The sequence below is a fragment of the Nonomuraea sp. NPDC048882 genome (genome assembly GCF_040649755.1).
In the GTDB taxonomy this organism is placed as follows: domain Bacteria; phylum Actinomycetota; class Actinomycetes; order Streptosporangiales; family Streptosporangiaceae; genus Nonomuraea; species Nonomuraea maheshkhaliensis.
Genome location: NZ_JBEZGB010000012.1, coordinates 182,106 through 208,625, shown reverse-complemented (window position 1 = coordinate 208,625; position 26,520 = coordinate 182,106). Strand labels below are relative to the sequence as shown.

The window sequence follows — 26,520 nt, the reverse complement described above, 5'->3', positions numbered from 1 at the left end:
CCTGATTGTCAGCGTCACTGATGATTTGAAGGGCTGACAATGATCCTCATCACCGGAGGGCTGGGCTTCATCGGCACGGCCACCACCCGCGCCCTGCTCGACATGGGCGAGTCCTGCGTGCTCGTCCAGCGCCGCCCCGCCGAGATCCCCGCCGCCTTCGCGGCCGAGGCCGGCGAGCGGCTGTTCGTCGAGCGGGCCGACCTCCACGACGAGCGCGCGCTGCTCGCCGTCGGCGACCGCCACAAGATCACCGGCATCCTGCACCTGGCCGGCTCCATGCCCTGGCCGCCCGGCGGGCACGAGCCGCTGGAGGGGGCGGAGCGGGCGATCAAGAACCTGCTCAACGTCTACCGGGCCGCCCAGGAGTGGCAGGTGCGCCGCCTCGGCCTGGCCAGCACCATCGGCGTGTACGGCGGCGCCGGCGTCGATGAGGGCCCGCTGGCCGAGGACCAGCCGCTGGCGATGACCGCGCCCCACCCCATCCCCGGCTTCAAGAAGATCGCCGAACTGCTGGCCGACCACCTGCGCCAGGTCCTCGACCTGGAGACCGTCAGCTACCGCATCGGTGCCATCTGGGGCCCGCTCGGGCACAACCCGTCGCCGTTCTTCGCCGCGCCCCAGCTCGTCCACGCCGCCGCCCGCGGCACCGCGCCCGACCTGTCGGTGATCGGGGGCACGGCCCACGCGGACGACGGCATCGACCTGTGCTACGTCAAGGACTGCGGCCGCGCCCTCGCCCTGCTCCAGACGGCCGAGCGGCTGCGGCACCCCACCTACAACGTGGCCTCGGGCCGCCTGACCACCAACGGGGAGGTCGCCGCGGCGATCAGGAAACTCGTCCCCGGCGCCGACATCGACCTCCCCGAGGGCCGCGGCCCGGCCGGGGGCCGCACCTGGCTCGACACCACCCGGCTGCGTGCCGACACCGGGTTCGAGCCCGCGTACGACACCGAGCGCGGGGTCGCCGACTACCTCGCCTGGCTGCGCGCCGGCAACGAGCGCTAGACGACCTCGACCCGTTCCACCGGTTCGAGCCGCCGGACGGCGCCCAGCTCGCTCGCGAACCACTCGATCGTCAGCCGCAGCCCCTCGGCGGCGGGCACCTGCGCCCGCCAGCCGAGCCGCTCGGCCGCCAGCGCGGTGTCCGGCCGCCTGACCTTGGGATCGTCCACGGGCCTGTCGACGAACCTGAGCTCCGACGACGACCCCGTCAGATCCCTGATCAGCGTGGCCAGCTCCAGCATGGTCAGCTCGTCCGGGCTGCCGATGTTGACCGGACCGGCGAAGTCGCTGCGGGCCATGGCCAGGATCCCCGCGACGGTGTCCTCGACGAAGCAGATCGACCGCGTCTGCGAGCCGTCCCCGGTGATCGTGATCGGCTCGCCGGTCAGCGCCTGGCGGATGAACGTCGGGATGGCCCGGCCGTCGTACGGGCGCATGCGCGGGCCGTAGGTGTTGAAGATGCGCACGATCCCCGTGTCGGTGCCGCGCGACTGACGGTAGGCCGTGGTCAGCGACTCGGCGAAGCGCTTGGCCTCGTCGTACACGCTGCGCGGGCCGACCGGGTTGACGTTGCCCCAGTACGTCTCCTTCTGCGGGTGCTCCAGCGGGTCGCCGTACACCTCGCTGGTCGAGGCCAGCACGAACCTGGCGCCCTTCTCCCTGGCCAGCCCCAGCGCGTGCAGCGTGCCGACGCTGCCCACCCGCAGGGTCTCGATCGGATAGCGCAGATAGTCGGCCGGCGAGGCGGCCGAGGCGAAGTGCAGGACGAGGTCGAGCCGGCCGGGGACGTGCACGTACCCCGTCAGGTCGCACTCGATGAGCCGGAACTCCGGCCGTTCCAGCAGATGCTCGACGTTGCGCGGCCCGCCGGTGAGGAAGCTGTCCATGCAGACGACCTCCGCACCCTCCTCCAGCAGCCGCTCGCACAGATAGGAGCCGAGGAACCCGGCGCCTCCGGTGACCAGAGCCCTCATGACGTGACCTCCAAGGCAGCCTCGACCACTTCAGATACCTCGATCTTCAACAGGCCCGGGTCCACCCGCTCCCCGTGCGGATCACCCGTCCTGCCCGCCCACAGCGGCACATGACGCCAGCCCGGCGGCGGCCCCCACAAAGCGGGGGAGACCGGGCCGAACAGCACCACCGACGGCACGCAGAAGGCCGTCGCCAAGTGGGCCACGCCGGTGTCGCCGCAGACCACCAGCCTCGACCTGCTGACCAGGTCGATCAGGTCGGCCAGGCGGGTGCGCCCGGCCAGCATCCGCTCGGGCGGCAGCCCGGCCAGCTCGGCCACCTTCGCGGCCAGCGGCACCTCCGCCTCGTTCCCGGTGACGACCACGTCGTCCAGCGCCGCGGCCACCTCGGCGAACCGCTCGGGAGGCCAGCGCCGCGCCGGGTACGCGGCGCCCGGATGCACGATCGCGGGCCCCGTACGGTCGGAGACACCCAGCGTCAGGTCCGCCGGGTCGGCGGGGATGCCGTACCACTCCAGCAGGCCGCACCAGCGCCGCACCTCGTGCACGCCGTCCTGCCACGGCGGCCCGGTGCCGAAGCCGATCAGCCGCCCCGGATCGGTACGCCGCAGCGCCTCGATGCTCTGCGGCCCCTTCCCGTGCAGGTTGACCGCGATGTCCGGCCGCTCGAACGGCACCGGGCCGGGCCCCGACACGTCCACCTGGTCGTCCACCGCGCCGGTCAGCGGCAGCAGGGCGCCCAGCGCGCGCGGGGCGGCCAGCGTGATGCGGTGCCCGGGAAAGGCCTGGCGCAGGGCCCGCAGGGCGGGCACGGCCGTGAGCAGGTCGCCCAGGCCGAGCCCGCGCAGCGCCAGCAGCTCTAGGGCCATGACGTCTCCGTGGACGGGCAGACCACGAGCTCTCTCACCTCGCAACCCGCCGGCTGCCGCAGCGCGAACACCACGGCTTGGGCCACGTGCGCCGGATCGTTCAGCCCGGCCTCAGGACCCGGTTTGTACTGTTCAGGACGGCCGTCGAAGAAGCTCGTCCGCATGCCGCCGGGGATCAGCAGGGTCACCCCGATCTCCCCGCGCGTCTCGATGGCCAGCCCCCTGGTGAAGCCGACGACGCCGAACTTCGAGGCCGAGTACGCCGAGGCGTCGCTGAGCGGCCGCAGCCCCAGCGTCGAGGCGCAGGTGACGACCTTGCCGCGGGTGTGCTTCAGGTACGGCAGCGCCGCCCGGACGACCGCGGCCGTGCCCAGCAGGTTCACCTGGATCACCCGCTCCCAGTCGGCGGCAGGCACGTCCTCCAGCCGCCCGCACGCGTCGATGCCGGCCGCCGTCACGACGGCGTCCAGGCCGCCGGCCCGCTCGGCCAGCTCGCGCACCGCCCGCTCGGCCTGCCCGCGATCGGCCAGATCCGCCGTCACGTGCTCGAAGCGCTGGTCGGGCTCGCGCACGTCCACGACGAGCGCCTTCCAGCCCTCCTTCTCCACGGCCTCGGCCGTGGCCAGGCCGAGCCCGGACGCGCCCCCGGTGATCAATACGTTCATCGGATCTCCCTGATCAGATTGCTTGTCGAACGCCCCGGCAGCGTGCTCAGCACGACGATCTCCGCGCCGAGCCTGCCGAGGACCTCGGACTCGGGCAGCGCCTCCCCCTCGTAGTCGCCGCCCTTCACCCACACGTCGGGCCGCAACTGCTCGATGACGGCCGCGGGGGTGTCCTCGTCGAACACCGCCACGGCGTCCACGCAGCCCAGGGCCCGCAGCACCTCGACCCGGTCGTGCACGTCCACGACGGGCCTGGCCGGGCCCTTCAGCCGGCGTACGGAGTCGTCGGAGTTGACGCAGACGACGAGCGCGTCGCCCAGCGCCCTGGCCCGGCGCAGCAGGCTCACGTGACCGGCGTGCAGCAGGTCGAAGCAGCCGCCGGTGGCGATCAGCCGGCCGCCGAGTGCCCGGGTGAGCCCGGCCACCTCCAGCGCCGTGCGCGGCCGGTCGCCGAGCCGCTGCTCCCGCACCCGTACGGACGCCGCCCCGCCGCGCTCGACGAAGCGCGACGCCTCGGCCACGCCGGTCGTGACCGCCTCCTCGACGCCGGCGCCGGCCAGCAGCGCCAGCGCCACGGCGCCGGCCAGGCGGTCGCCCGCGCCGCAGGCGTCCCGGCCGCGCGCCCGCAGCGGGGACGGCACCCGGGTCGGCGCGCCGTCCCCCACGGCCAGCGCGGCACCGCGCTCGCCGGTCGTGACGGCCACCGCCCCGGCCCGCAGCTCCCGTACCAGGTGGCGGGCCGCCTGATCGGGGCCGTGGTAGCCGGACCGGCACCACGCCCTGGCCTCCGCCTCGCTCGGCGTCAGCAGCGCGCAGCCCGGCACCGGCCGCTCGCCGAGCGGATGCGGGTCCCACACCACCGGCACATCGGTGTCGCGCAGCAGCTCGCGGGCCATCCCGGCCACGCCCCTGCCGTAGTCGGAGACCAGCACCGCGCCGGCCGCCGCGATGGCCTCGGCCGCCCGCGGGGTGGGCGCACACCGCGCCGCCCTGCCGTCGCCGGTGTCCAGCCTGACCAGCGTCTGGCCGCCCGACCTGACCCTCGTCTTGCGCACGGTGCCGCCGCGCAGCGCCAGCCCGACCAGGTCGAGCTCCTGCGACAGCAGCCCGCACAGCCGGTGGCCGTCGGCGTCGTCGCCGAGCGCGGTGATCAGCACGACACCGGCGCCGTCCCTGGCGGCCAGCAGCGCCGCCAGACCGGCCCCGCCGGGACGGGCCCGCTCCGCCGACACCGCCACCACCGGCACGGGCGCGTCGGGGCACAGCCGGGCGGCATCGCCCTCGACGTCCACGTCGAGCACGGCGTCGCCGATGACGACGAGCGGCCCGTCGCTCACAGCGCCGCCTCCACCGCGTCGCACAGCAGGTGGATCAGCGCCAGGTGCACCTCCTGGACCGTGGCGGTCTCCGCGGCGGGCACGGCGACGGCCTCGTCGCACAGCTCCGACAGCGGGTTCGGCCCCGGCCCCGTCATGCCCCACGCCGTCATCCCGGCCCCCCGGGCCGCTCTGGCCGCGGCCAGCACGTTCGGGCTGCCGCCGCTGGTGGACAGGCAGATCAGCACGTCGCCGTCACGCCCGTGCGCGAGCACCTGGCGGGCGTAGACCTCGTCGGCGCCGAAGTCGTTCGCGATCGCCGTCAGCGACGAGCCGTCCGCGTGCAGCGGGATCGCCGCGTACGGGCGCCGGTCCTGCCGGAACCTGCCGACCAGCTCGGCCGTCAGGTGCTGGGCCTCGGCCGCGGAGCCGCCGTTGCCGCAGGCCAGCAGCCTGCCGCCGGCGGCCAGCACCCCGGCCAGCCGGCCACCCCAGGCCCGGACGGCGACCGCGTGGTCGTCGACCTTCTCCAGGGTGTTCCAGAGCTTCTCCAGATGGGCATCCATGCTCAACCCCCCAGGGCCGCCAGCTGGCCGACCTTGCCTTCGATGACCCGCGTGTACACGGCCTCGGTGAGTTCCGCCACCCGTGGCCAGCCGTAGCGTTCGCGGGCCCGGCGGGCCCCCGCCGCACCAAGTTCGGCCCGCCGGCCGGCGTCGCCGAGCACCTCCTGCAGCGCCCTGGCCAGGGCGCGTGGCCGGCGCGGCGGCACCAGCACGCCGGCTCCCGCGACCGTGTCGAGGTGACCGCCGACCGCCGAGGCCACGACAGGAACGCCGCACGCCATGGCCTCCACCGGCACCATGCCGAACGGCTCGTACCAGGGCACCGACACCACCACGTCGGCCGAGCGCATCAGCGCGGGCACGTGCGTGCGCGGCACGCTGCCGATGACGTGCACGCGCTCGCCCATCCCGTAGCCGTCGGCCAGCTCGCGCAGCCGGACGGACTCGTCGTCGCCGTGGCCGCCACCGGCGATCACCAGGTCGGCGCCGGGGAGCCGGCGCATCGCCCGCAGCACGGTGTCCACGCCCTTGCGCGGCACCATCCGGCCGATGCTGAGCACGAGCGGCCGTTCCGTACGCGGCGCCACCGGCCCCTCCGGGCGGAACGCCTCCAGGTCCACCCCGCACGGCACCACCGCGATCCGGTGCTCGGGGACGCCCATCGCGCACAGCTCGCGCACCTCGTCCCCGCACGTGGCCAGCACGGCGTCGGCGCACAGGCCGATCTCGCGCTCCGTCTCGATCCGGTGCGCCGGGCTCGTGTCGGCCTCGCCCTGCCAGCGGCGCTTGACCGTGCCGAGCGCGTGGAACGTCTGCACCACCGGGATCCCGCCGCCCGCCGCCCGCAGTGCCGCCTGGCCGCTCATCCAGAAGTGCGCGTGCGCCACGTCCGGCGGCCGGGCGGCCCAGCTCCTGGCCAGCCGCTCGGTGAACTCCGGCATGTACGCGGGCAGCTCGTCCTTGGGGACGGTCACCGCGGGGCCCGCCGTGACGTACTCGACCGTGACGCCCGGGGCCGGGCGCACCGAGCCCGGCTGGGACGCGGACGAGCGCCGGGTGTGGACGACGACCGTGTGCCCCCGATCCGCCAGGGCCAGCGCCAGCCCGGCGACGTGCACGTTCTGGCCGCCGGAGTCCACGCCGCCGATCGCCGCCAGCGGGTCCGCGTGCTCTGAGATGAGATCGACCTTCACCGCGTCAGCTCCCTCACTGCCTTGACCACCTGCTCACTCGTCACTTGGGACAGGCACGGGTGCCCGGGCACCGGGCAGACGCGCGCCCTGCTGCCACGGCAGGGTGCGCGCTGATCGCCCAGCAGCACCATGGGCACGCCGTACGGGGCCCACCGCGCCGCCGGGACGACGGGGGAGAACAGGCTCACGACCGGGGTGCCGACCGCCGCGGCCAGGTGCGCGGGGCCGGTGTTGCCCGCCACGAGCACGCCGGCGCGTTCGATCACGGCGGCCAGTTCCGCGAATGTGGTCACGCCGCCCAGGTCGACGGCGACGTCGCCGGCCACGAAGGCGGTGAGGTCACGTTCCGTTCCGGTCACGACGACCCGGTGCCCGTCCTCCGCCAGCTCCCGGACCGTCCGCCGGTGGCGGTCGGCGGACCAGGTCCTGGCGGGGGCCGATGTCCCCGGATGCACCACGACGTACGCGCCTTCGCCGGCCTCGGCGCCGGCTTCATGCCAATGCCCGAGAAATCGAGCTATATCCGGCAATGGCCGTTGAACAGCGAGTTTGCCGTCGTCGCCGTCGCTCAGCCGGAACCCGGCGGCCTCGGCGACCGCCAGCATCCGCTCCGCCTCCGGCACGTCCACGCTCTCGTCCACCTGGTGGCGCACGTCGAGCAGCGAGCCCGGGTAGTCGTTGCTGATCGCGCTGATCCTGGCCACCCCCGCCAGCCGGAGCAGCAGCGCCAGCGGGAGCGCCGACTGGTGGAACGAGGTGAGCAGCACCGCCTCGTCCACGCCGCCGAGCCGGGCGGTGAGCGCGCCGGCCAGCTCTGGGGTGACGGGTGGCGGGGTGTGGTCGATCCACGGGGCGTCCCAGGTGATCACCCGGTCCACGCCGGGCAGCACCTCGGCCGCGGCCCGCCCGTTCGGGCCGGCCAGGAAGACCACCTCACGGGCCCGCGTCCGCACGGCCCGCACCGCCGGCCCGGCCAGCAGCACGTCCCCGGCGTCGTCCAGCCGCGCCACCAGCACACACCCCCGATCCCGCCCCGCCCGCCCCGCCCGATCCCGCCCCGCCCGCCCCGCCCGGGCCCGGCTTCGAGCGCTCCGGCTCGGAGCGCTCGGGGTTGCGGGGCTGAGGTTCACGGTGCTTTGGGGTGCGGTGCTGCGGTTCGGGGTGCTGTCCCCTCCCGGTGGGTCAGGGGCTTTGCGCTCCGAGGCCGGGCGGCTCATCGGCGCACCTTCCATTCCCCTCGCAGCCGGTACGCGACGGCGACCGGCGGGATCAGCACACTGGTGACGGCCATCCGCAGCACCTCGCCCGGAGTCCGCGGCCCCGGGGCGATCCGCCGCCACGCGAACTCCGCCGTCAGCCCCGCCCAAACACCCCCGACCGCCACCGCCAGCACGGGCAGGATCCGGGCGGCGACGTGCGACCGCCTCCAGCGCCGGACCTGCGCCGGCGCCTCCCCGGCCGGCACCGGCCGCCGCAAGGCGCGGGCCGGCGGCGTGGCAGCGGCGGCGGTGAGGAGCAGGGCCGTCAGGGCGGCCGCCGTCGTGGCGGCGTGGGTGCGGAGCCGGCCGGGGCCGTCGCCGATGGCCGTACGCCACCCGGGGCCGTGCAGCCGCCGCATGAGCGCGTCGTCGGCGTTGCCCCGCTGGAAGCGCACGCTCGCCCAGAACCCGTCGGCCCGCACCGGATGCTCGCTCACCCGCCCGCCCCGCACCAGCCGCCACCCGGCCCGCCTCACGCGCAGCGCCAGGTCCGCGTCCTCCCGGTACGCCCGGGGAAAGCGCTCGTCGAACCCGCCCGCCGCCTCCAGTGCCGCGCGCCGGTAGGCCATGTCGGCCGTCGCCCACAGCGCCCCGGCCAGCCCGGCGGTGTTCCGCTCGGCGTCGGCAGGCCGCCGCCCGGCGGGCAGCGGCACCACGATGCGGCCCTGGCTGCCGCCCACGTCGTCGGGCAGGTCCACCAGGTCCTTCCAGGCCGCCTCGGCCCACCCTGGCCCGGGCACCACGTCGTCGTCCAGGAACACCACCCACGGCGTGCCCGCGGCCCGCCACCCGGCGTTGCGCGCCGCCGCCGGCCCCCGCCCGCCCGACCGGACGACCCGTACGGAAGGAGACAACCCGAGCGGAGCGCAAGAGCCCTTCCGGTCGTCCACCACGATCACCGGCACGCCGGGCCCCACGCCCGCCACGGTGGCGCGCAGCGTGGCCCGCCCGATGGTGGGGATCACCACGGTGATCACGCGCCGAACACCTCCCCGCGCCGCACCAGGTACGGCCCCAGGACCAGCACGTCCACCGGCGCGGAGCCGAAGCACTCCAGCGCGTCGCGCGGATCGTCCACCATGGGCCGCCCGGCCGTGTTGAGGCTCGTGTTGACCACCACCGGCAGCCCCGTCCGCGCCTCGAACTCGATCAGCACCCGCGCCATCAGCGGCTGCTCCCGAGGCGAGATCGTCTGGATGCGGGCGGTCCCGTCCACGTGCACGACCGCCGGGATGCGCTCGGCCCAGCCCGGCCGCACGTCGTGGACGAACAGCATGTACGGCGACGGCACCGGCCCCCGCCCGAAGATCTCCGCGGCCCGCGACTCCAGCACCATCGGCGCGACGGGCCGGAACTGCTCACGCCCCTTGACGTCGTTCAGCCGCTCGGTGTTGCGCGCGTGACCCGGGTGCGCCAGCAGCGAACGCTGCCCCAGCGCCCGCGGCCCGTACTCGGAGCGGCCCTGGAACCAGGCCACGATCCGGTCGGCGGCCAGCTCGGCAGCCACCGCCGCGGCCAGGTCGGCCGGGCGGGTGTGCGCCACCCGCGCCACGTCCAGCCACGCCCCGAGCTCCTCGTCGGTGAAGCCGCGTCCCAGCGCCGCGCCCGGCATGGGCCCGGCCGGCTCCCCGTACGCCTGCGCCAGGTGCAGCGCCCCGCCGAGCGCGGTGCCGGAGTCGCCGGCGGCCGGCTGCACCCACACCTCCGCGAACGGCCCCTCGTCCAGCAGTCTGGTGTTGGCCACGCAGTTGAGCGCCACCCCGCCGGCCAGGGCCAGCCGCCGCGCGCCGGTCCGCTCGTACAGCCAGCGCACCAGCTCAAGCAGCACCTCCTCCAGCCGGGCCTGCACGCCGGCGGCCAGGTCGGCGTGGTCGGAGGTCCAGGCGGCGCCCCTCGGCAGCGCCTTGGCGTAGACGTTCCAGTCGACCGGCTCGACGCGGAACCCGCCGTCCCCCGTCGTGTAGATCACCTCGCGCAGCGCCTCCAGGTGGCGGGGATCGCCGTAGGAGGCCATCGCCATGACCTTGTACTCGTCGCTGGAACGCAGGAAGCCGAGGTGCTCGGTGACGTCCTCGTACATGAGACCCAGGGAGTGCGGCAGCTCCTGCGCGGCCAGCACCTCCAGCTCGCCGCCCCGGTAGACACCCGCCAGGTGCGATACGCTCTCGCCCCGCCCGTCGCACACCAGGACCGCGCAGTCGCGCCAGGGGGAGGCCAGCCCGGCCGAGGCGGCGTGCGCCACGTGGTGCGGCACGTAGGCGACCTGGCCGGGGTCCAGCCCGGGCAGCGCCGTGGCGAGGAAGGCGGGCGCGCGGACCGCGTACCTGGTGCGCAGGTCCTCCCAGTCGTCCTCCGGCCTGCCCGTCACCAGGGACGGGTCGTAGGAGTAGGCGACGACGTCGATGTCCTCGGGGGAGAGCCCCGCCTGCCGCAGGCACCACGCGGCGGCCTGCTCCGGCAGCTCCCACGCGGAGAACGCCAGCGGCCGCTTGCCGTGCTTGCGCCGGCTGAAGCGCTCCTCCTCCGCCGCGGCGACGATCCTCCCGTCGGCCACCAGAGCGGCGGCCGGGTCGTGGAAGATCGCGTTGATGCCGAGAAATTTCATGGGTCCTCCCGCTGCCGATGCCGGGAACCGCTACCGAGAGAAGCGACCCTCAAACCTGGCCATGCCTCTGACGTGCGAAAACAGGCGCGGCCTCGGGAAATTGTCACTCTGGGTAGTTGTTTGCCGGGTCGGGGCCCGGGTAGCTGCCCGGCACGCGACGGAGGTGGATGGTGTTCGAAAAGCGACGTCCCGGCGCCGTGCTCTTCGACCGGGACGGAACCTTGATCAGGGACGTGCCGTACAACGGCGATCCGGCCCTGGTGGAGCCCATGCCGGGCGCGGCCGAGGCCCTGGGCAGGCTGCGCCGGGCCGACGTGGCGGTGGCCGTGGTCACGAACCAGTCGGGCGTCGCCAAGGGCCTGCTATCACCGGACGAGATGGACCAGGTCAACGCCAAGGTGGAGGAGCTACTGGGGCCGTTCGACGCGTGGGCGATCTGCGTGCACGACGACACCGACGGCTGCACCTGCCGCAAACCCGCCCCCGGCCTGGTCATCCGCGCCGCTGCCGTGCTGGACGTCAGCCCGCGCGACTGCGTCGTCGTGGGCGACATCGGCCGCGACATGGAGGCCGCCAAGGCCGCGGGCGCCCGGGGCATCCTGGTCCCGACCCCGCAGACGCTCGAAGCGGAGATCCTGCGGGCCGCCGAGGTCGCCGACGACCTGGCCGACGTCGTGGACCGCGTGCTGAACGACACGGACAGCCCCGTCGTGGCCGCCTCGGCGCCCTGGGCCAGGGCCATGGGCTGGAGCCGCTGGTGAGGATCCTCATCTGGCACGTGCACGGCGCGTGGACCAGTGCCTTCATCAGGGGTTCGCACGAATATCTGCTGCCGCTCGTCCCCGGTCGTGGTCCCGACGGACGGGGGCGGGCGGCCACGTACGACTGGCCGGAACGCGCCCGAGAGGTGCCCTGGGACCGGCTGCGCCACGAACCCGTGGACGTCGTCGTCTACCAGCGCCCGCACGAGATCGACCTGGCCCGCGACTGGCTGGGGCGCGACGTGCCCGGCGTCTACGTCGAGCACAACACCCCGGCCGGCGACGTGCCCCGCACCCGCCACCCGCTGGCCGGCCGCGACGACATCACGCTCGTGCACGTCACCCACTTCAACGAGCTGTACTGGGACAACGGCCGCGCGCCCACCCGCGTCATCGAGCACGGCGTCCCCGACCCCGGCCACCTCTACACCGGCGAGCTGCCCAGGGCGGGCGTCGTGGTCAACGAGCCGGTACGCCGCGCCAGGGTCGCCGGCACCGACCTGCTGCCCCGCTTCGCCGAGCGGGTGCCGCTCGACGTGTTCGGGATGAAGGTGGACGGGCTCCCGTACGAGACCCACGAGGACCTGCCCCAGCACGTCATGCACGCCGAGCTCGCCCGCAGGCGCGTCTACCTGCATCCCTACCGGTGGACCTCGCTCGGGCTGGCCCTCGTCGAGGCCATGACCCTGGGCCTGCCCGTGGTCGCACTGGCCGCCACCGAGGCGATCGAGGCCGTCCCGCCCGAGGCCGGCGTCCTGTCCACGAAGGTGCACGTGCTCGCCGACGCCCTGCACGCCTATGCGCGGGATCCGGAGAGCGCGAGCCAGGCCGGCAAGGCCGCCAGGGCCGCCGCGCTGTCACGGTACGGGCTCGGCCGGTTCCTGGCCGACTGGGATCGCCTGCTCGGCGAGGTATGACGCCCGGGGCGGTGGGTAGGCGCGAGGAGCATGATGACGATGCTCGGCTGGACCCGCAGGGCGGCCTGTCTCGACCTTGATCCCGAACTGTTCTTTCCCATCTCCATGGAAGGCCCGAGCCACTCCCAGGTGGAGCGGGCCAAGCAGGTGTGCGGGAGGTGCCCCGTGCGCGAGCCGTGCCTGGCGTACGCGCTGGAGACCAACCAGGCGTACGGCGTCTGGGGCGGCACCGACCCGGCCCAGCGGCGCGCCATGAGCCCGCAGACGCAGCCCGTCACCGGCCGGAGGCGCTGACATGACCGGCACGGCCGAGACGCACCTTTTATCCCGTCTGAGGTGTCAGACCGCGGGCAGGGCCTCGGCCAGGAACCGTTCGCGCTCAGCCGCCTCGAGATGATCGCTGAACAGCACCCCGTCGAGATGATCGGCCTCGTGCTGCAGCACCCTGGCCAGCACGCCGAGCGCCCGCACGGTCGTGGGCTTGCCGAACATGTCACGGCCACGCGCTGTGACCATGTAGGAACGTTCCAGTGGCCACCACACGCCGGGAGCCGACAGACACGCCTCATCGGCCGTCACCCGTCGCTGTGACAACTCCAGCCGCGGATTGACCAGATGGCCCGACTTGCCGTCGTAGGAGTAGACCAGCACCCGCACCGGCTCGCCGATCTGCGGAGCAGCCAGACCGGCGCGGCCTGAGCCCGCCCGCATCGTCGCCGTCAGCGACTTCACCAGCAGCCTCAGCTCCCGATCGAAATCCTGCACCGGCGCCGCCACGGAGCGGAGCACCGGATCGTCGAACACGCGAATAGGCCGGACCGTCACCCGTCACTCCCCGATCGGCGGCGTCGTCACGATGAACGTTTCCCTGCCGCGCCTCCCGCCAACCGCGAAGGTCCTGCCTTGTAGCACAGCGGTAACAGAAGAGACCCAGGTGTGAAACCACGCGAAAGGAGTATCGGAGGGTGATCTCACTTGCGTCACATGCGCCTGTGATGCCTGGCCGGGCGCTCGGGGCCCGGCCAGGCATCGACGACTACCTGGAGGTGCAGGCATGAGCGCAGCTCCTGTTGAGGGCGGCTCCTCCCCGGAGACGGCGCCCGACGCCCTGGCGGGCTTCACCGTCGGGGTGACCGCGACCAGACGCCGTGAGGAGTTCGGCGCGCTGCTCGAACGCCGCGGCGCCCGCGTGGTCAGCGCCCCCGCCATCCGCCTCGTCCCCCTGGCCGAGGACTCCGACCTGCTCGCCGCCACCCGCGAGAGCCTGCGGGCCCCGCTCGACGAGGTCGTGGTCACCACCGGCGTCGGCTTCCGCGGCTGGATGGCCGCCGCCGAGGGCTGGGGCCTGTCCGCCGACCTCAGCGAACACCTGTCCAAGGCCCGCCTGCTCACCCGCGGCCCCAAGGCCAGGGGAGCGGTGCGCGCCGCCGGGCTCAACGACCACTGGACCCCCGCCACCGAATCGTGCTCCGAGGTCAAGGAATACCTCCTGGAGCAGGACCTGCGCGGGCGCCGCATCGCGGTGCAGCAGCACGGCGAACCGCTCAAGGAGTTCGTGGACGACCTGCGGGTCGCCGGGGCCGAGGTGATCGAGATCCCGGTCTACCGCTGGCTCCCGTACCGCGACATCTCGCCCCTGCGCCGCCTCATCAGCCAGACGATCTCCGGCTCGGTCGACGCCGTCGCCTTCACCAGCGCGCCCGCCGTGCACGCCATGCTCGGCGCCGCCAGGGCGGAAGGGCTGGAGGAGGCGCTGCTGGCCGCGTTCGGCGGGCCCGTCGTGGCCGCCTGCGTGGGGCCCGTCACCGCCGACCCGCTCACCTCGCGCGGCGTGCCCACCCTGCAACCCGACCGCTCACGGCTCGGCGCGCTCGCCCGCGCCCTGGCCAGGCACCTGCCCGAGCACGGCGTCACCCGGCTCACGGCCGGCGAGCACCGGCTGGAGATCCGCGGCCACGCGGTCGTCGTGGACGGGGAGCTGCGCCCGCTGCCACCCGCGCCGATGGCGGTGCTCAAGCGCCTGGCCGACAAGCCCGGGCACGTGGTGTCGAGGGCCGATCTGCGTACGGTGCTGCCGGGCAGCGTGGCCCGCGACTCGGCCGAACACGCCGTGGAGATGGCCATCACCCGGCTCCGCCGAGCTCTCGGGCCCGGGGGGATCGTCGAGACGGTGGTCAAACGCGGGTACCGGCTCGCCTGCCTGTACGAGACGGGCCTCTGACCGCCGTCCCGGCACCCGGTCACCGTCCTCGTACGGCGGGACCGCCGTCCAGCACGTGCCGAATCACCGTCCGCGTCTCCCAGCCCCACCCCACGCGGGCCCAGATCGCCGGCCGTCCCCTTCCCACGCCAATCCGCTCCAGCCGGATCACCGGCAGTCCTCCTTCCGACACCACCTCACACGAGCCGGATCGCCGGCCGCGCTTTCCCGACACGACCACTAGGAGACCAGCATGTCCTGGGGCGCCATGTCCCCCGTCCAGCCCCTGCCACCCGCCACCGTCCTCCTCCCGGAGCACGTGGTGAGGCCCTGCCACGCCACCGGCACCGGTCCGGGAGGCGGCGACCTCGCGCAGGCCGGTGGGGTCGCGTTCGGCGGGGAGAGCCTGTGAGGCCGGCACTGGTCCTGGCCGCGCACGGGACGCGTAGCTCGGCAGGGGAGCACACCCTGTCGGCGCTGGCCGAGACCGTCCGCAGAGCCCGGCCAGGGCAGCGGGTGGAGCTCACCTACCTGGAGATCAGCTCGCCCCTGCTCGCGGAGGTGCTGCCGGTGGTCCGCGGCCCGGTGGTCGTGGTGCCGCTGCTGCTGGCCGGCGGCTACCACGTGCACATCGACCTGCCCGAGGTCATCGCCGAGCACCGCCCGGACGCGGTGGTGGCCGGCTGGCTCGGCCCGCACCGGCTGCTCACCTCGGCCCTGACCCGCAAGCTGGCCCGGGCCGGCCTGCGCGGCACGGACGCCGTCCTGCTCGGCGCCGCCGGTTCGTCGGACCCGGCCGCCCTGGCCGACGTGCGCGCCGCCGCCCACCAGCTCGCCATCCGCCTGGCCCGCCCGGTGACCGCCGCCTTCGCCTCGGCCGGGACACCCTCGATCGAGGAGGCCATGGAACGGCTCCGCTCGACCCCGGCCGCCCGCGTCGCCATCGCCTCGTACGTGCTCGCCCCCGGCTTCTTCCACGACCGGCTGGCCTCGGCGGGCGCGGAGCTGGTGAGCGATCCGCTGGGCGCGGACCCGGACGTGGCCGCGCTGATCTGGCACCGCTACGACGAGGCACTGCGCCGCGACCACGCCGCTCCCGTCCCTCGCCCGGCACGTCACGACCACCCGATCCCCGGCCCCCACGCCGTGCCCGTGCACCGCGACCACACGGCCCCAGGCCCCCAGCCCTTCCACCGGCGGCACGCCTGACACCTCACCTCAGCCGGCACGTTTGAAGCCGCACGCCTCACCTTTGCCGCCCCGCTCGCCGACAGACTTGACGCCGCACGTCTCGCCTTCGCCCCCGCGCCCCGGCCTCCCCGTCCCGCTCGCACCCGGGGAGGCCGGCCTCATACCGCGTGCATCCGGGAAGGCTGAACCCCACACCACGTGCACCCCAAGAGGCCGGCCCCACAGCACGCCCATCCAGGATGCTGACCTCACACCATGTGCACCGGGAGAAGGCGGCACGTGCCCAGGAGAGAGGGCCTTCGGGTCAGGCGCGCTGCTCGACGGCGGCGGGTTCGAGGCGCAGTTCGCGGACGATCTCGCGGGCGCTGGCCTCGCGGCTGGGCCCGGCGTCGGCGCCGACGAACATCTCGATGTAGGCGCGGTGGAAACAGCCCGCGACCAGCAGCCGCGCGCTCGCCTCCGGATCGGCGTCGGCTCGCACCCGCCCCAGCCGCTGCTCGGCCGCCAGGTACGCGGCCAGCGGCGCCGTCTCCGTACGCGGCCCGAGCCCGGTGTCGCGGATGGCCTGCCGGAAGCGGACGGTCACATTGGGCGAGGTGAAGGCGGGCAGCGCAGCACTCTGTACGTCTATGTAGTAGTCGATCCCCGCCAGCGCGACAGGAAGAAGATTGTCGGAGACAGACCCTTTCCCACTGCGATGGGAAAGATCATGAAGAATGCTCAACCAGAGCGGAAGCCGGTCCTGCAGCAGGGCGAGGAAATGATCCACCGAGCCGCCGGTGCGGTCCTCCCGGAGCGAGACGGCCATCTCGAGGATGCGCCGCCTGGTGTCCTGGCTCCTCTGGTGGGGGTCAACGTGGGATGTCGCCATGGCATGCCTAACGTGCGCGGTCGAGTTGGCAGGCAATACGTGCGAACGAGAACCTCTCGGGCTACCTGGAGCCCGACTTGATGCAACCTTCTACAGGTTCCCGATTATCACCCCAAACCACAGAGATTTGTTGGATTCAATCCCTGCAATTTAGCTGTCAGTGTCGCGATCCCTGCGCCGCAGATACCGTTCGAACTCGGCCGCGATCGCATCTCCGCTGGCCTCGGGCAGCTCGGCCGCGTCCTTGCGCTCCTCAAGCTCCTTCACGTATTCGGCCACTTCGCTGTCCTGAGAGGCGAGCTCGTCGACGCCGCGCTCCCACGCCCTGGCCTCCTCGTCGAGGTCGCCCAGCGGCATCGGGATCTCCAGCACGTCTTCCAGCCGGCGCAGCAGCGCCAGCGTGGCCTTCGGGTTGGGCGGCTGGGCGACGTAGTGGGGCACCGACGCCCACAGCGAGATCGCGTCGAGCTGCGCCTGGCCGAACGCGTGCTGCAACACCCCCACGATGCCCGTCGGGCCCTCGTAGCGGCTCAGCTCCAGATTGGTCGAACGGGCCAGCCCCGAGTTGGTGGCGCCGCCGAGGATCGGCACCGGGCGGGTGTGGGGCGAGTCGTTGAGCAGCGCGCCCAGCATCACCGCCATCTCGATGCCCAGCTCGCGGCAGATGTAGATGATGTCGGCGCAGAACGAGCGCCAGCGCATGTTGGGCTCGATGCCGCGCAGCAGCACCACATCACGGTCGAGGCCCGGGGGCCTGGCGCGCAGCAGCCGCGTCGTCGGCCAGACGATCGACTGGGTCAGCCCGTCGTTCATCTCGACCACCGGCCTGGTGACCTGGAAGTCGTAGTAGTCGTCAGGGTCGAGCGCGATGAGCGGCTCGGCCTTCCACACGGACTCGAGATGGGCGATCACACCGCTGGAGGCCTCGCCCGCGTCGTTCCACCCCTCGAACGCGGCAATGAGCACCGGGTCGACGAGCTCGGGGAGCCCTTCGAGCTCAATCACGTGTCGCCTCCTCTCCATCGTCCCGCTAAGCCTATGCGGTCAGCCGGCGTCAACGTCACCGATCTCCCCCCGAACACGGGCTTCCACGCACCCCGCGACGTCCCAGTTCGCGCGCGTTCCACCGAAGGAGCGCCGAAGGAACGGCGAAGGAGCGGCGGGGGAGCGCCCGGGCCGGCCGGCGCGGGCCCGCGCGCGGAACGGCCCCAGGCAAACCGGCCCGGCGCGTGACGGCAGGTCAAACGACTGCTGGAACGGGCCATGCCGGGCTCACGGCTTCGCGCCGAGGCATCGGACGGCCACCTCCGCCCGCCGGTTTCCGCCGGGCGCGAAACCCGAGCGCCGTTCGCGACACGCGAACTCCCGCCGGGCGCCGCACGGGCCCGCCGCCGTTCGCGACACGCGAACGCCCGTACGCTTCCCGCGAACTCCCGTACGGCAACCACCGGCTCCGGATGGTCAGCGGCCGCCGTCGGTGGTGTGGACGACGAGGACGTCGCACGCGGCCCGATGCGTCACCGCCGACGGCACCGACCCGAGCAGCCGCCCGGCCAGGCTGTTGAGCCCCCGGTTGCCCACCACGAGCAGGTCGGCGCGGTGCCGGGCGGCCGCGGCGATGAGCACGTCCACCGCGTCCCCCTGATCCGCCGTCAGCACGACGTCGGTCGCGCCCGCCGCCACGGCGTGCTCGCGGGCGGCTCGCAGGGCGTCGTCGGCGGGGGTGGACCCGGTCACCTTGTACGCCAGCTCGCCGAGCCGGTCAGCGGCGGCGACCCGTTCGCTCTCCCGCATGGGCAGGTACGCGCAGGCCAGCACAAGCGTGGCCCCGGTCGCCGCGGCCAGGGACGCGGCGGCGGAGACGGCCCTGAAGGAGGAGGCCGAGCCGTCGGTCCCGACGAGGACGGTGCGATAGGCCATGAAGCCTCCTGCCGGACGTCGCCCATAATTGACAGCACGTACAATAGCGGCCCCGATCGTGCCGCGCAGCAGCCGGAGTACGTCCGGCGGAAGGCGGGCGCGAGCGCGGCAGGCGCCCGGCGGAAGGCCGCCGCCGAGCGGGGGCGGCCTGCGGAAGGTGCGGCAGGGGCGGGGAAGCGCGGACGGCGGGAGGCCCGGCGGGGCCGGGGAGCGCGTACGGTGGGAAGCACGGCAGGGCCGGGGGAGCGGCCGCTCGCGGGCGGCTCCGGAGACGCACCCGATAAGCTCTACCTCATGAGCGCCTCCCCGTCCTTCCGAGAAGTCTTGTCCCAGCGCGTCGTCGTCGCCGACGGAGCGATGGGCACGATGCTGCAGGCCCAGGACCCCACGCTCGACGACTTCCGCGGTCACGAGGGCTGCAACGAGGTGCTCAACGTCACCCGTCCCGACATCGTGCGCGGCGTCCACGACGCCTACTTCGCCGTGGGCGTCGACTGCGTGGAGACCAACACGTTCGGCGCCAACCTGGCCGCGCTCGGCGAATACGACATCCCCGAGCGCGTGTTCGAATACTCCGAGGCGGGCGCCAGGATCGCCCGCGAGGCCGCCGACCACTGGGCCACGCCCGACCAGCCCCGCTTCGTGCTCGGCTCCATGGGGCCTGGCACCAAGCTGCCGACCCTCGGCCACCTGCCGTACGCGAGCCTGCGCGACGCCTACCGCGACAACGCGGCCGGCCTGATCGCGGGCGGTGCCGACGCGCTGATCATCGAGACCTGCCAGGACCTGCTCCAGGTCAAGGCCGCCGTCGTGGGCGCCAGGCGGGCCATCGAGGCGGCCGGCCGCGACGTGCCGATCATCGCCCAGGTGACGATCGAGACCAACGGCGCGATGCTGCTCGGCTCCGAGATCGGCGCCGCGCTGACCGCGATCGAGCCGCTCGGCGTCGACGTCGTCGGCCTCAACTGCGCGACGGGCCCGGCCGAGATGAGCGAGCACCTGCGCTACCTCGCCCGCCACTCGCGGCTCAAGCTGTCCTGCATGCCCAACGCCGGCCTGCCCGTGCTCACCGCCGACGGCGCCTACTACCCGCTCACCGCGGAAGAGCTGGCCGGCGCCCACCAGTCCTTCGCCCGCGACTACGGCCTGTCCCTGGTCGGCGGCTGCTGCGGCACCACCCCCGAGCACCTGCGCCAGGTGGTCGAGCGGGTGCGCGGCAAGGAGGTCACCCGCCGCCGCCCGCACCCCGAGCCCGGCGCCTCCTCGCTCTACCAGAGCGTCCCGTTCCGCCAGGACACCTCCTACCTGGCCATCGGCGAGCGCTGCAACACCAACGGCTCCAAGGCCTTCCGCGAGGCCATGCTGGAAGGCCGCTGGGACGACTGCGTCGAGACGGCGCGCGACCAGGCCCGCGGCGGCGCCCACATGCTCGACCTGTGCGTCGACTACGTCGGCCGCGACGGCGTCGCCGACATGAAGGAGCTGGCCTTCCGCTTCGCCACCGCCTCCACGCTGCCGATCATGCTCGACTCGACCGAGCCCGCCGTGCTGCAGGCCGGCCTCGAGATGCTGGGCGGGCGCGCCGCGGTCAACTCCGTCAACTACGAGGACGGCGCGGGCCCCGACTCCCGCTTCCAGAAGATCATGCGGCTCGTCCGCGAGCACGGCTCGGCCGTGGTCGCCCTGACCATCGACGAGGAGGGCCAGGCCCGCACCGCCGAGTGGAAGGTGCGCGTGGCCACCCGCCTGGTGGAGGACCTGACCGGCAACTGGGGCATGCGCGTCGAGGACATCATCGTCGACTGCCTCACCTTCCCCATCGCGACCGGCCAGGAGGAGACCAGGCGCGACGGCCTGGAGACCATCGAGGCCATCCGCGAGCTCAAGCGCCGCTACCCGGGCGTGCAGACGACGCTGGGCCTGTCCAACATCAGCTTCGGCCTCAACCCGGCCGCCCGCATGGTGCTCAACTCGGTGTTCCTCAACGAGTGCGTCAACGCCGGGCTCGACTCCGCCATCGTGCACGCCTCCAAGATCCTGCCGATGGCCCGCATCCCCGACGAGCAGCGCCAGGTCGCGCTCGACATGGTCTACGACCGCCGCCGAGAGGGCTACGACCCGCTGCAGCGGTTCATGGACCTGTTCGAGGGCGTCGACGCGGCCGTCATGCGCGCGGGCAAGGCCGAGGAGCTGGCCGCGCTGCCGCTGTGGGAGCGGCTCAAGCGGCGCATCGTCGACGGCGAGAAGAAGGGCCTGGAGGCCGACCTCGACACCGCGCTCGACCAGCGGCCCGCCCTGGAGATCATCAACGAGGTGCTGCTCGACGGCATGAAGACGGTCGGCGAGCTGTTCGGCTCCGGGCAGATGCAGCTGCCGTTCGTGTTGCAGTCGGCCGAGGTGATGAAGACGGCCGTCGCCTACCTGGAGCCCCACATGGACCGGGTCGAGGGCGAGACCAAGGGCCGCATCGTGCTGGCCACCGTCAAGGGCGACGTGCACGACATCGGCAAGAATCTCGTGGACATCATCCTGTCCAACAACGGCTACCAGGTCGTCAACCTCGGCATCAAGCAGCCGGTCTCGGCCATCCTGGAGGCCGCCGACGAGCAGAAGGCCGACGTCATCGGCATGTCGGGGCTGCTGGTGAAGTCGACGGTCATCATGAAGGAGAACCTGGAGGAGATGAACTCCAGGAAGCTCGCCGAGCGCTACCCCGTGCTGCTCGGCGGCGCCGCCCTGACCCGCGCCTACGTCGAGCAGGACCTCGCCGACGTGTTCCAGGGCGAGGTGCGCTACGCCCGCGACGCGTTCGAGGGGCTGCGGCTGATGGACGCGTTCATGGCCGTCAAGCGCGGCGTGGCGGGCGCGACGCTGCCGCCGCTGCGCGAGCGGCGGGTCAAGACCGGCGCGGTGCTCACCCGCACCCCCGTCGAGGCGCTGCCCGCCCGCTCCGACGTGGCCGCCGACAACCCGCTGCCGCGCGCGCCCTTCCACGGCGACCGCGTCGTCAAGGGCATCTCGCTGGCCGACTACGCCGCCTTCCTCGACGAGCGGGCGCTGTTCCTCGGCCAGTGGGGGCTCAAGCCCACCAGGGGCGGCGACGGGCCCGGCTACGAGGAACTGGTCGAGACCGAGGGCCGGCCGCGGCTGCGCATGTGGCTGGAGCGCATGCAGACCGAGGGCCTGCTGGAGGCGGCCGTCGTCTACGGCTACTTCCCGTGCGTCTCCGACGGCGACTCGCTGATCATCCTCGACGACGACGGCGGCGAGCGCACCCGCTTCACCTTCCCGCGCCAGCGCCGCGACCGGCACCTGTGCCTGTCCGACTTCTTCCGCGGCAAGGACACCGGCGAGGTCGACGTCGTCGGCTTCCAGGTGGCCACCATGGGGTCGAAGATCTCCGAGGCCACCGCCGAGCTGTTCGCCAAGGACGCCTACCGCGACTACCTGGAGCTGCACGGCCTGTCGGTGCAGCTGACCGAGGCGCTGGCCGAATACTGGCACGCCCGGGTCCGCTCGGAGTGGGGGATCGGCGGCGACGAGTCGCTCGACGACATGCTCAAGGTCAACGTCCAGGGCTGCCGCTACTCCTTCGGCTACCCGGCCTGCCCCAACCTGGAGGACCAGAAGCAGCTGTTCGAGCTGCTCGCGCCCGAGCGCATCGGGGTGACGCTGTCGGAGGAGTTCCAGCTCCACCCCGAGCAGGCGACGTCCGCGCTGGTGGTCCACCACCCCGAGGCGAAATACTTCAACGTCTGACCGCCGCGAACGGGAGGGCCCGCCCCGGCGGCCCCTCCCGTTCCGCGTGAACACGACGAGTACGTACGGGCGATCGGGGGCAGGGATGGACGCGGTCTTCTTCGACATGGACGGGCTGCTGGTCGACAGCGAGCGGGTCTGGCTGGAGATCGAGACCGGCGTCATGGCCAGGCTCGGCGGCCGATGGACGCCCGAGCACCAGACCCACCTGGTCGGCGGGTCCATGGAGAGCACGATCGCCTACATGCTGGCCGTCTCGGGGGCCGCGGTGGCGCCGGAGCTGGTCCGCGAGTGGATGGTCACCGGCATGGTGGCCCGGCTGACCGCCGGCGTGACCGTCATGCCCGGCGCCTCCGAGCTGCTCGACGCCCTGCGCGCCGAACGGGTGCCGGTGGCCCTGGTCACCTCCTCACTCGGCGAGATCACCGACGCCGTGCTCAAGAGCGTCGGCAGAGAACGTTTCGACGCCGTCGTCACCGCCGACGACGTCACCCGCACCAAGCCGGACCCCGAGCCGTACCTGACGGCCGCGAAGCTGCTCGGCGTGGAGCCGGTGCGCTGCGTGGTCCTTGAGGACTCCCCGAACGGCGTGGCCGCCGCCACGGCGGCCGGCTGCGCCGTGGTGGCCGTGCCGAGCCTGCTGCCCGTCGAGGAGGCGCCGGGACGGCTGGTCGTCTCGTCCCTGACCGAGATCAGGGTCGCGGACCTGAGAACTCTCGTGGCTCCTTGAGCGTTCCCCTAAGGGGAAAGTGGTTCTCACGGAGGAGGCGCAAGGGCCTCCGCGTGCCAGGATGGATATCCAGAGCCACGACGAAGGGGCGGCGAGATGGAGACCTTCAACGCGATCGCCTGGCTGCCACTGTGCGCCGGGGTGACCATCGCAGGGCTGGTGCTGGCCTTCCTGGCCTTCAGGCGCAGGGGAGCGGCGGCCGGCATGCGGACGACGGCGTGGGCGCTGCTGCCCGTGGCCGCCTACCTCACCGGAGCGCTGCAGACGCTCTGGACGGTCGGCAGCGCCGTGGTGGGCTTCGTGACCAGCCTGGTGTTCAACCCGACCGTGTGGATCGGCGTGGCGGTGGCGGGCCTGTCGGTGGTGCTGTTCGTGGTGTCGGGCGTGATGCGCGGCCGCAAGCTGTCCGCGGGCAGGGGCCTGGGCAGGAAGAAGAAGACGGGCGCCGACACGCCCGAGACGGAGCAGGCCGTGCGACCGGCGCAGGCCGCTCCCGCCGTGGGGCAGAAGACGACGCAGCCGCTGCCCAAGCCAGCGCCGCGCAAGGCCGCTGCCAAGGCCGACGACGACTTCTCCGACATCGAAGAACTCCTCAAACGCCGCGGTATCAGCTGAGTTCGTGCTATGTCACAGTTCCGAGACGTAACCGGGACGGGCCGTAGACATTCACATCAAGATCGATACGAATGAGTTTCGCGTCAATCACAGATCGGCCACATAGCGCCCTGAGGGACTAGTCAGCGCAGCTCAGGCCATAGATTCTGCCTCCTGAGGTCGCGACTCGCGGTCTAAAGTCAGTCAGTACGCGATAGAGAGCGTCGTCTGGGCAGCAGGGGGCAATTCGGCATGACCGCACCGCTAGACGTTTCCGGTTCCGCCGCAGAAGCGCATCCGGAGTCGGTGCTCGCGGGAGCGGGCAAGGCCATCCAGGGCCGCTCGCTCACCCGGATCGCCTGGATGCGGCTACGCCGCGACAAGGTCGCCCTCGGGGGCGGCCTCATCGTCGTGCTGCTCATCCTGGTGGCGATCTTCTCCGGGCCCATCATCGCCGCGTTCGGGCACCCGCCACTGGAGTTCCACCAGGACGCCATCGACCAGAGCACGCTCCTGCCCAAGGGCAACTTCGGGGGGATGAGCAGCGAATACCTGCTCGGCGTCGAGCCGGTCAACGGCCGCGACATCTTCAGCCGGATCGTCGCGGGCGCGTGGATCTCGCTGCTGATCGGCTTCCTGGCCACGCTGCTCTCGGTGGTCATCGGCACCACCCTCGGCGTCGTCGCCGGCTACTTCGGCGGCTGGGTCGACCAGGTCATCGGCCGCCTCATGGACGTCTTCCTGGCCTTCCCGCTGCTGGTCTTCGCCATCGCGCTCGCGGGCGTCATCCCCGACAAGGGCTTCGGCCTCGAGGGCAACGGCCTGCGCATCGCGATGCTGATCTTCATCATCGGCTTCTTCAGCTGGCCCAGCATCGGCCGCATCGTCCGCGGCCAGACCCTGTCGCTGCGCGAACGCGAATTCGTCGACGCGGCCAAGAGCCTGGGCGCCCGCCACGGCTACATCCTCTTCCGCGAGGTGCTGCCCAACCTGCTGGCGCCGATCCTGGTCTATGCCACGTTGCTCATTCCGACGAATATCCTGTTCGAGGCGGCGCTCTCGTTCCTGGGCGTCGGCATCAACCCACCCACCCCGACCTGGGGAGGGATGCTCTCCGAGGCGGTCCGCTTCTACACGCTGCCCCACTTCGTGCTCTTCCCGGGTCTGGCGATCTTCATCACCGTCCTGGCCTTCAACGTGTTCGGCGACGGGCTGAGGGACGCCTTCGACCCGCGTGCACGCTGAACTTCGCTCAATCCCCCACCTCACTAATCAAGGGGTTAGTCAATGAGAAGGAAACACGCACTGGCAGGAGCCGCGACAGCGGTTCTCGCCCTGGTGCTCTCCGCCTGTGGCGGCGGTGGCGGTACGTCCCAGCAGCCCGCCCAGACGGCCGCCGGCGGCGGCGCGCAACCCGCGTTCAACGCCGGCCTGACGCAGGTGTTCAACCCGTCGACGAAGAAGGGCGGCACGCTCAAGGCCGCCCACTCGGCCGACTGGGACAGCCTCGACCCCGGCGACACCTACTACGGCTACTCGTTCAACTTCGGCCGCTTCTACTGGCGGACGCTGACGATGTACAAGCCGGGCCCCGGCCCCGAGGGCAACACCGTCATCCCCGACCTGGCCGAAGGCCTCGGCACGCCGAGCGACGACGGCAAGACCTGGACGTACAAGCTCAAGAGCGGCCTGAAGTACGAGGACGGCACTCCCATCACGGCCAAGGACGTCGCGTACGCGGTGGCCAGGTCGTACGACAAGGAGACCTTCCCGCACGGCCCCTCCTACCTCAACGAGCTGCTCGACTGGCCGAAGGACTTCAAGGGCGTCTACAAGTCCGCCGACGCGGACTACAAGTCGGCCGTCGAGGCGACCGACGACAGCACGGTCGTCTTCCACCTGAAGAAGCCGTTCGCGTCCATGGACTACATCGTGCAGATGCCGATGACGGCGCCGGTGCCGAAGGACAAGGACACGGGCGCGAAGTACAAGGAGAAGGTCCTCTCCTCGGGCCCGTACAAGTTCGAGACGAACGAGATCGGCAAGCGCTTCACGCTCGTCCGCAACGACCAGTGGGACCCGGCGACCGACCCCAACCGCCCGGCGCTGCCGGACCGGATCGAGGTCCAGCTCAACGTCAACGCCGACGACCTGGACAATCAGCTCATCTCCGGCGACATCGACCTCGACATCCCCGGCACCGGCCTGCAGCCGGCCGCCCTGGGCAAGGTCCTGCCGGACCCGGCGCTGAAGGCCCGCACGGACAACCCGACGATCCCCAGGCTCTGGTACGTCTCGGTCATCCCGGACAACCCGCCGCTTGACAACGTCGAGTGCCGCAAGGCCGTGATGTGGGCGGCCGACCGCGTCGCCAACCAGACCGCCTACGGAGGCCCGCTGGCCGGCGGCGACATCGCCACCAACGTCATGCCGCCGCCCATCGTCGGCCAGGAGAAGTTCGACCTGTACGCCACTCCCGAGAACAAGGGTGACGTCGAGAAGGCCAAGCAGGCGCTGACCGCCTGCGGCCAGCCCAACGGCTTCTCCACCACCATGGCCTTCCGCTCCGACCGGCCGCGCGAGAAGGCGCTGGCCGAGGCGATGCAGCAGGCCCTGGCCAAGGTCAACATCAAGGTCGAGCTCAAGGGCTTCCCCGGCTCCAGCTACTTCTCCGATTACGCGGGTAACACCGACTACGTCAAGAAGAACGGCATCGGCCTGGCCGGCCACGGCTGGGGCTCCGACTGGCCCGACGGATACGGCTTCATGCAGGCCATCGTCGACAGCCGGACCATCCGCAAGGCCGGCAACTACAACCTCAGTGTCAAGAACCCCGAGGTCGACAAGCTGATCGACCAGGCTTCGTCCGAGCTTGACGAGACGGCCCGCGCCAAGCTGTGGGTCGATGTCGACAAGAAGGTCATGGAGGACGCCTCCATCCTTCCGGTCGTGTGGGCCAAGTCGCTGCTCATGCGCGGCAAGCGCGTGACCAACGTCGCCTACAACGAGGGCCAGAGCATGTACGACTACGTCTTGCTCGGCGTCGAGTGACCAGGCGAGGTTCGGGGATCTAGCGAAGGCAGGTGAAGGCAGGAGTGGCCCGCCCGCCACTGCGGGCGGGCCACTCG

Annotated in this window: 25 protein-coding genes; 12 read left to right on the top strand and 13 right to left on the bottom strand. The window is 72.5% G+C overall.

Annotated elements, in window-relative coordinates; translation table 11 throughout:
* Positions 1-39: 39 nt before the first annotated feature.
* A complete protein-coding gene (locus tag AB0C27_RS36835) occupies positions 40-1,005 on the top strand; it encodes an NAD(P)-dependent oxidoreductase (RefSeq protein ID WP_357854028.1) in 966 nt (321 codons plus the stop codon).
* On the opposite strand, the gene AB0C27_RS36830 is transcribed toward AB0C27_RS36835, so the two are convergent.
* The 9 genes from AB0C27_RS36830 to AB0C27_RS36790 form a co-directional block, all read right to left on the bottom strand.
* A complete protein-coding gene (locus AB0C27_RS36830; protein ID WP_357854025.1) occupies positions 1,002-1,976 on the bottom strand; it encodes a UDP-glucuronic acid decarboxylase family protein in 975 nt (324 codons plus the stop codon). The two genes, AB0C27_RS36835 and AB0C27_RS36830, sit on opposite strands and share 4 nt — an antisense overlap.
* On the bottom strand, positions 1,973-2,845 hold the full coding sequence (locus AB0C27_RS36825; protein WP_357854022.1) for a glycosyltransferase family 9 protein: 873 nt from the start codon (positions 2,843-2,845) through the stop codon (positions 1,973-1,975). Before AB0C27_RS36825 ends, AB0C27_RS36830 begins: the two co-directional genes overlap by 4 nt.
* Complete coding sequence (locus AB0C27_RS36820; protein ID WP_357854019.1) at positions 2,836-3,510, bottom strand: SDR family oxidoreductase; 675 nt, start codon at positions 3,508-3,510, stop codon at positions 2,836-2,838. Before AB0C27_RS36820 ends, AB0C27_RS36825 begins: the two co-directional genes overlap by 10 nt.
* Positions 3,507-4,847 carry a PfkB family carbohydrate kinase gene (locus AB0C27_RS36815; RefSeq protein WP_357854016.1) on the bottom strand — a complete coding sequence of 447 codons (1,341 nt, stop codon included), beginning with the start codon at positions 4,845-4,847 and terminating at the stop codon, positions 3,507-3,509. Before AB0C27_RS36815 ends, AB0C27_RS36820 begins: the two co-directional genes overlap by 4 nt.
* Positions 4,844-5,392 carry an SIS domain-containing protein gene (locus AB0C27_RS36810; protein ID WP_357854013.1) on the bottom strand — a complete coding sequence of 183 codons (549 nt, stop codon included), beginning with the start codon at positions 5,390-5,392 and terminating at the stop codon, positions 4,844-4,846. The genes AB0C27_RS36815 and AB0C27_RS36810 overlap by 4 nt, the downstream gene beginning before the upstream one ends.
* Before the next feature lie 2 nt (positions 5,393-5,394).
* Complete coding sequence (locus AB0C27_RS36805; protein ID WP_357854010.1) at positions 5,395-6,585, bottom strand: glycosyltransferase; 1,191 nt, start codon at positions 6,583-6,585, stop codon at positions 5,395-5,397.
* The gene (locus AB0C27_RS36800; protein ID WP_357854007.1) at positions 6,582-7,601 is read right to left on the bottom strand and encodes a glycosyltransferase family 9 protein; all 1,020 of its coding nucleotides are present in this window, start codon (positions 7,599-7,601) and stop codon (positions 6,582-6,584) included. Before AB0C27_RS36800 ends, AB0C27_RS36805 begins: the two co-directional genes overlap by 4 nt.
* Positions 7,602-7,798: 197 nt before the next feature.
* Entirely contained in the window at positions 7,799-8,821 is a 1,023-nt protein-coding gene (locus AB0C27_RS36795; protein WP_357854004.1) for a glycosyltransferase, read from the bottom strand.
* Positions 8,818-10,449 carry a carbamoyltransferase C-terminal domain-containing protein gene (locus AB0C27_RS36790; RefSeq protein WP_357854001.1) on the bottom strand — a complete coding sequence of 544 codons (1,632 nt, stop codon included), beginning with the start codon at positions 10,447-10,449 and terminating at the stop codon, positions 8,818-8,820. The genes AB0C27_RS36795 and AB0C27_RS36790 overlap by 4 nt, the downstream gene beginning before the upstream one ends.
* Before the next feature lie 167 nt (positions 10,450-10,616).
* Between AB0C27_RS36790 and AB0C27_RS36785 the strand changes: the two genes are divergently transcribed.
* Genes AB0C27_RS36785 through AB0C27_RS36775 form a run of 3 tightly spaced genes read left to right on the top strand, consistent with a single transcriptional unit; the run spans position 10,617 to position 12,421 of the window.
* On the top strand, positions 10,617-11,210 hold the full coding sequence (locus tag AB0C27_RS36785) for an HAD family hydrolase (RefSeq protein ID WP_357853998.1): 594 nt from the start codon (positions 10,617-10,619) through the stop codon (positions 11,208-11,210).
* On the top strand, positions 11,207-12,127 hold the full coding sequence (locus tag AB0C27_RS36780) for a glycosyltransferase (protein ID WP_357853995.1): 921 nt from the start codon (positions 11,207-11,209) through the stop codon (positions 12,125-12,127). Before AB0C27_RS36785 ends, AB0C27_RS36780 begins: the two co-directional genes overlap by 4 nt.
* Positions 12,128-12,160: 33 nt before the next feature.
* Positions 12,161-12,421: a WhiB family transcriptional regulator gene (locus tag AB0C27_RS36775; protein ID WP_357854503.1), complete on the top strand. Its 261-nt coding sequence runs from the start codon at positions 12,161-12,163 to the stop codon at positions 12,419-12,421.
* A 45-nt stretch (positions 12,422-12,466) separates the two neighbouring features.
* Here the strand turns inward: AB0C27_RS36775 and AB0C27_RS36770 are convergent, their stop codons facing one another.
* The gene (locus AB0C27_RS36770) at positions 12,467-12,952 is read right to left on the bottom strand and encodes a peptide deformylase (RefSeq protein ID WP_357853992.1); all 486 of its coding nucleotides are present in this window, start codon (positions 12,950-12,952) and stop codon (positions 12,467-12,469) included.
* A gap of 229 nt (positions 12,953-13,181) precedes the next feature.
* On the opposite strand from AB0C27_RS36770, the gene AB0C27_RS36765 reads away from it, so the two are divergent.
* The 3 genes from AB0C27_RS36765 (at position 13,182) to AB0C27_RS36755 (ending at position 15,536) form a co-directional block, all read left to right on the top strand.
* The gene (locus AB0C27_RS36765) at positions 13,182-14,348 is read left to right on the top strand and encodes a uroporphyrinogen-III synthase (RefSeq protein WP_357853990.1); all 1,167 of its coding nucleotides are present in this window, start codon (positions 13,182-13,184) and stop codon (positions 14,346-14,348) included.
* A gap of 232 nt (positions 14,349-14,580) precedes the next feature.
* Complete coding sequence (locus AB0C27_RS36760) at positions 14,581-14,739, top strand: hypothetical protein (RefSeq protein ID WP_357853987.1); 159 nt, start codon at positions 14,581-14,583, stop codon at positions 14,737-14,739.
* Positions 14,736-15,536, top strand: a complete 801-nt coding sequence (locus AB0C27_RS36755; RefSeq protein ID WP_357853984.1) for a CbiX/SirB N-terminal domain-containing protein — start codon at positions 14,736-14,738, stop codon at positions 15,534-15,536. The genes AB0C27_RS36760 and AB0C27_RS36755 overlap by 4 nt, the downstream gene beginning before the upstream one ends.
* A gap of 286 nt (positions 15,537-15,822) precedes the next feature.
* Here AB0C27_RS36755 and AB0C27_RS36750 read toward each other — a convergent pair whose 3' ends face one another.
* The 3 genes from AB0C27_RS36750 to AB0C27_RS36740 all read right to left on the bottom strand — a co-directional run bounded on the left by AB0C27_RS36750 (position 15,823) and on the right by AB0C27_RS36740 (position 18,309).
* The gene (locus AB0C27_RS36750; protein ID WP_357853981.1) at positions 15,823-16,326 is read right to left on the bottom strand and encodes a TetR/AcrR family transcriptional regulator C-terminal domain-containing protein; all 504 of its coding nucleotides are present in this window, start codon (positions 16,324-16,326) and stop codon (positions 15,823-15,825) included.
* A 213-nt stretch (positions 16,327-16,539) separates the two neighbouring features.
* A complete protein-coding gene (locus AB0C27_RS36745) occupies positions 16,540-17,394 on the bottom strand; it encodes a PAC2 family protein (protein ID WP_357853980.1) in 855 nt (284 codons plus the stop codon).
* A 456-nt stretch (positions 17,395-17,850) separates the two neighbouring features.
* Positions 17,851-18,309, bottom strand: a complete 459-nt coding sequence (locus tag AB0C27_RS36740) for a universal stress protein (RefSeq protein WP_357853977.1) — start codon at positions 18,307-18,309, stop codon at positions 17,851-17,853.
* A gap of 294 nt (positions 18,310-18,603) precedes the next feature.
* Here AB0C27_RS36740 and metH point away from each other — a divergent pair, with 294 nt between their 5' ends.
* From metH to AB0C27_RS36715, 5 genes are all read left to right on the top strand, one after another.
* Positions 18,604-22,068, top strand: coding sequence for a methionine synthase (gene metH, locus AB0C27_RS36735; protein ID WP_357853974.1), 3,465 nt, complete (start codon positions 18,604-18,606; stop codon positions 22,066-22,068).
* A gap of 85 nt (positions 22,069-22,153) precedes the next feature.
* Positions 22,154-22,798: an HAD family phosphatase gene (locus tag AB0C27_RS36730; RefSeq protein ID WP_357853971.1), complete on the top strand. Its 645-nt coding sequence runs from the start codon at positions 22,154-22,156 to the stop codon at positions 22,796-22,798.
* Between the two features lie 96 nt (positions 22,799-22,894).
* Positions 22,895-23,413, top strand: a complete 519-nt coding sequence (locus tag AB0C27_RS36725; protein WP_357853969.1) for a cellulose synthase — start codon at positions 22,895-22,897, stop codon at positions 23,411-23,413.
* 231 nt (positions 23,414-23,644) lie between these two features.
* Positions 23,645-24,637 carry an ABC transporter permease gene (locus tag AB0C27_RS36720; protein ID WP_357853966.1) on the top strand — a complete coding sequence of 331 codons (993 nt, stop codon included), beginning with the start codon at positions 23,645-23,647 and terminating at the stop codon, positions 24,635-24,637.
* Positions 24,638-24,679: 42 nt separating this feature from the next.
* Positions 24,680-26,443 (top strand): ABC transporter substrate-binding protein, encoded by a 1,764-nt coding sequence (locus AB0C27_RS36715; protein ID WP_357853963.1) that lies wholly within the window; start codon positions 24,680-24,682, stop codon positions 26,441-26,443.
* Positions 26,444-26,520: the final 77 nt, after the last annotated feature.

Excerpts from the sequence above, each read along its gene's own strand:
- AB0C27_RS36835 (WP_357854028.1), top strand. The coding sequence starts at position 40 with ATGATCCTCATCACCGGAGGGCTGGGCTTCATCGGCACGGCCACCACC.
- AB0C27_RS36830 (WP_357854025.1), bottom strand. The coding sequence starts at position 1,976 with ATGAGGGCTCTGGTCACCGGAGGCGCCGGGTTCCTCGGCTCCTATCTG.
- AB0C27_RS36825 (WP_357854022.1), bottom strand. The coding sequence starts at position 2,845 with ATGGCCCTAGAGCTGCTGGCGCTGCGCGGGCTCGGCCTGGGCGACCTG.
- AB0C27_RS36820 (WP_357854019.1), bottom strand. The coding sequence starts at position 3,510 with ATGAACGTATTGATCACCGGGGGCGCGTCCGGGCTCGGCCTGGCCACG.
- AB0C27_RS36810 (WP_357854013.1), bottom strand. The coding sequence starts at position 5,392 with ATGGATGCCCATCTGGAGAAGCTCTGGAACACCCTGGAGAAGGTCGAC.
- AB0C27_RS36790 (WP_357854001.1), bottom strand. The coding sequence starts at position 10,449 with ATGAAATTTCTCGGCATCAACGCGATCTTCCACGACCCGGCCGCCGCT.
- AB0C27_RS36785 (WP_357853998.1), top strand. The coding sequence starts at position 10,617 with ATGGTGTTCGAAAAGCGACGTCCCGGCGCCGTGCTCTTCGACCGGGAC.
- AB0C27_RS36775 (WP_357854503.1), top strand. The coding sequence starts at position 12,161 with ATGACGATGCTCGGCTGGACCCGCAGGGCGGCCTGTCTCGACCTTGAT.
- AB0C27_RS36765 (WP_357853990.1), top strand. The coding sequence starts at position 13,182 with ATGAGCGCAGCTCCTGTTGAGGGCGGCTCCTCCCCGGAGACGGCGCCC.
- AB0C27_RS36760 (WP_357853987.1), top strand. The coding sequence starts at position 14,581 with ATGTCCTGGGGCGCCATGTCCCCCGTCCAGCCCCTGCCACCCGCCACC.
- AB0C27_RS36750 (WP_357853981.1), bottom strand. The coding sequence starts at position 16,326 with ATGGCCGTCTCGCTCCGGGAGGACCGCACCGGCGGCTCGGTGGATCAT.
- AB0C27_RS36740 (WP_357853977.1), bottom strand. The coding sequence starts at position 18,309 with ATGGCCTATCGCACCGTCCTCGTCGGGACCGACGGCTCGGCCTCCTCC.
- metH (WP_357853974.1), top strand. The coding sequence starts at position 18,604 with ATGAGCGCCTCCCCGTCCTTCCGAGAAGTCTTGTCCCAGCGCGTCGTC.
- AB0C27_RS36730 (WP_357853971.1), top strand. The coding sequence starts at position 22,154 with ATGGACGCGGTCTTCTTCGACATGGACGGGCTGCTGGTCGACAGCGAG.
- AB0C27_RS36725 (WP_357853969.1), top strand. The coding sequence starts at position 22,895 with ATGGAGACCTTCAACGCGATCGCCTGGCTGCCACTGTGCGCCGGGGTG.
- AB0C27_RS36720 (WP_357853966.1), top strand. The coding sequence starts at position 23,645 with ATGACCGCACCGCTAGACGTTTCCGGTTCCGCCGCAGAAGCGCATCCG.
- AB0C27_RS36715 (WP_357853963.1), top strand. The coding sequence starts at position 24,680 with ATGAGAAGGAAACACGCACTGGCAGGAGCCGCGACAGCGGTTCTCGCC.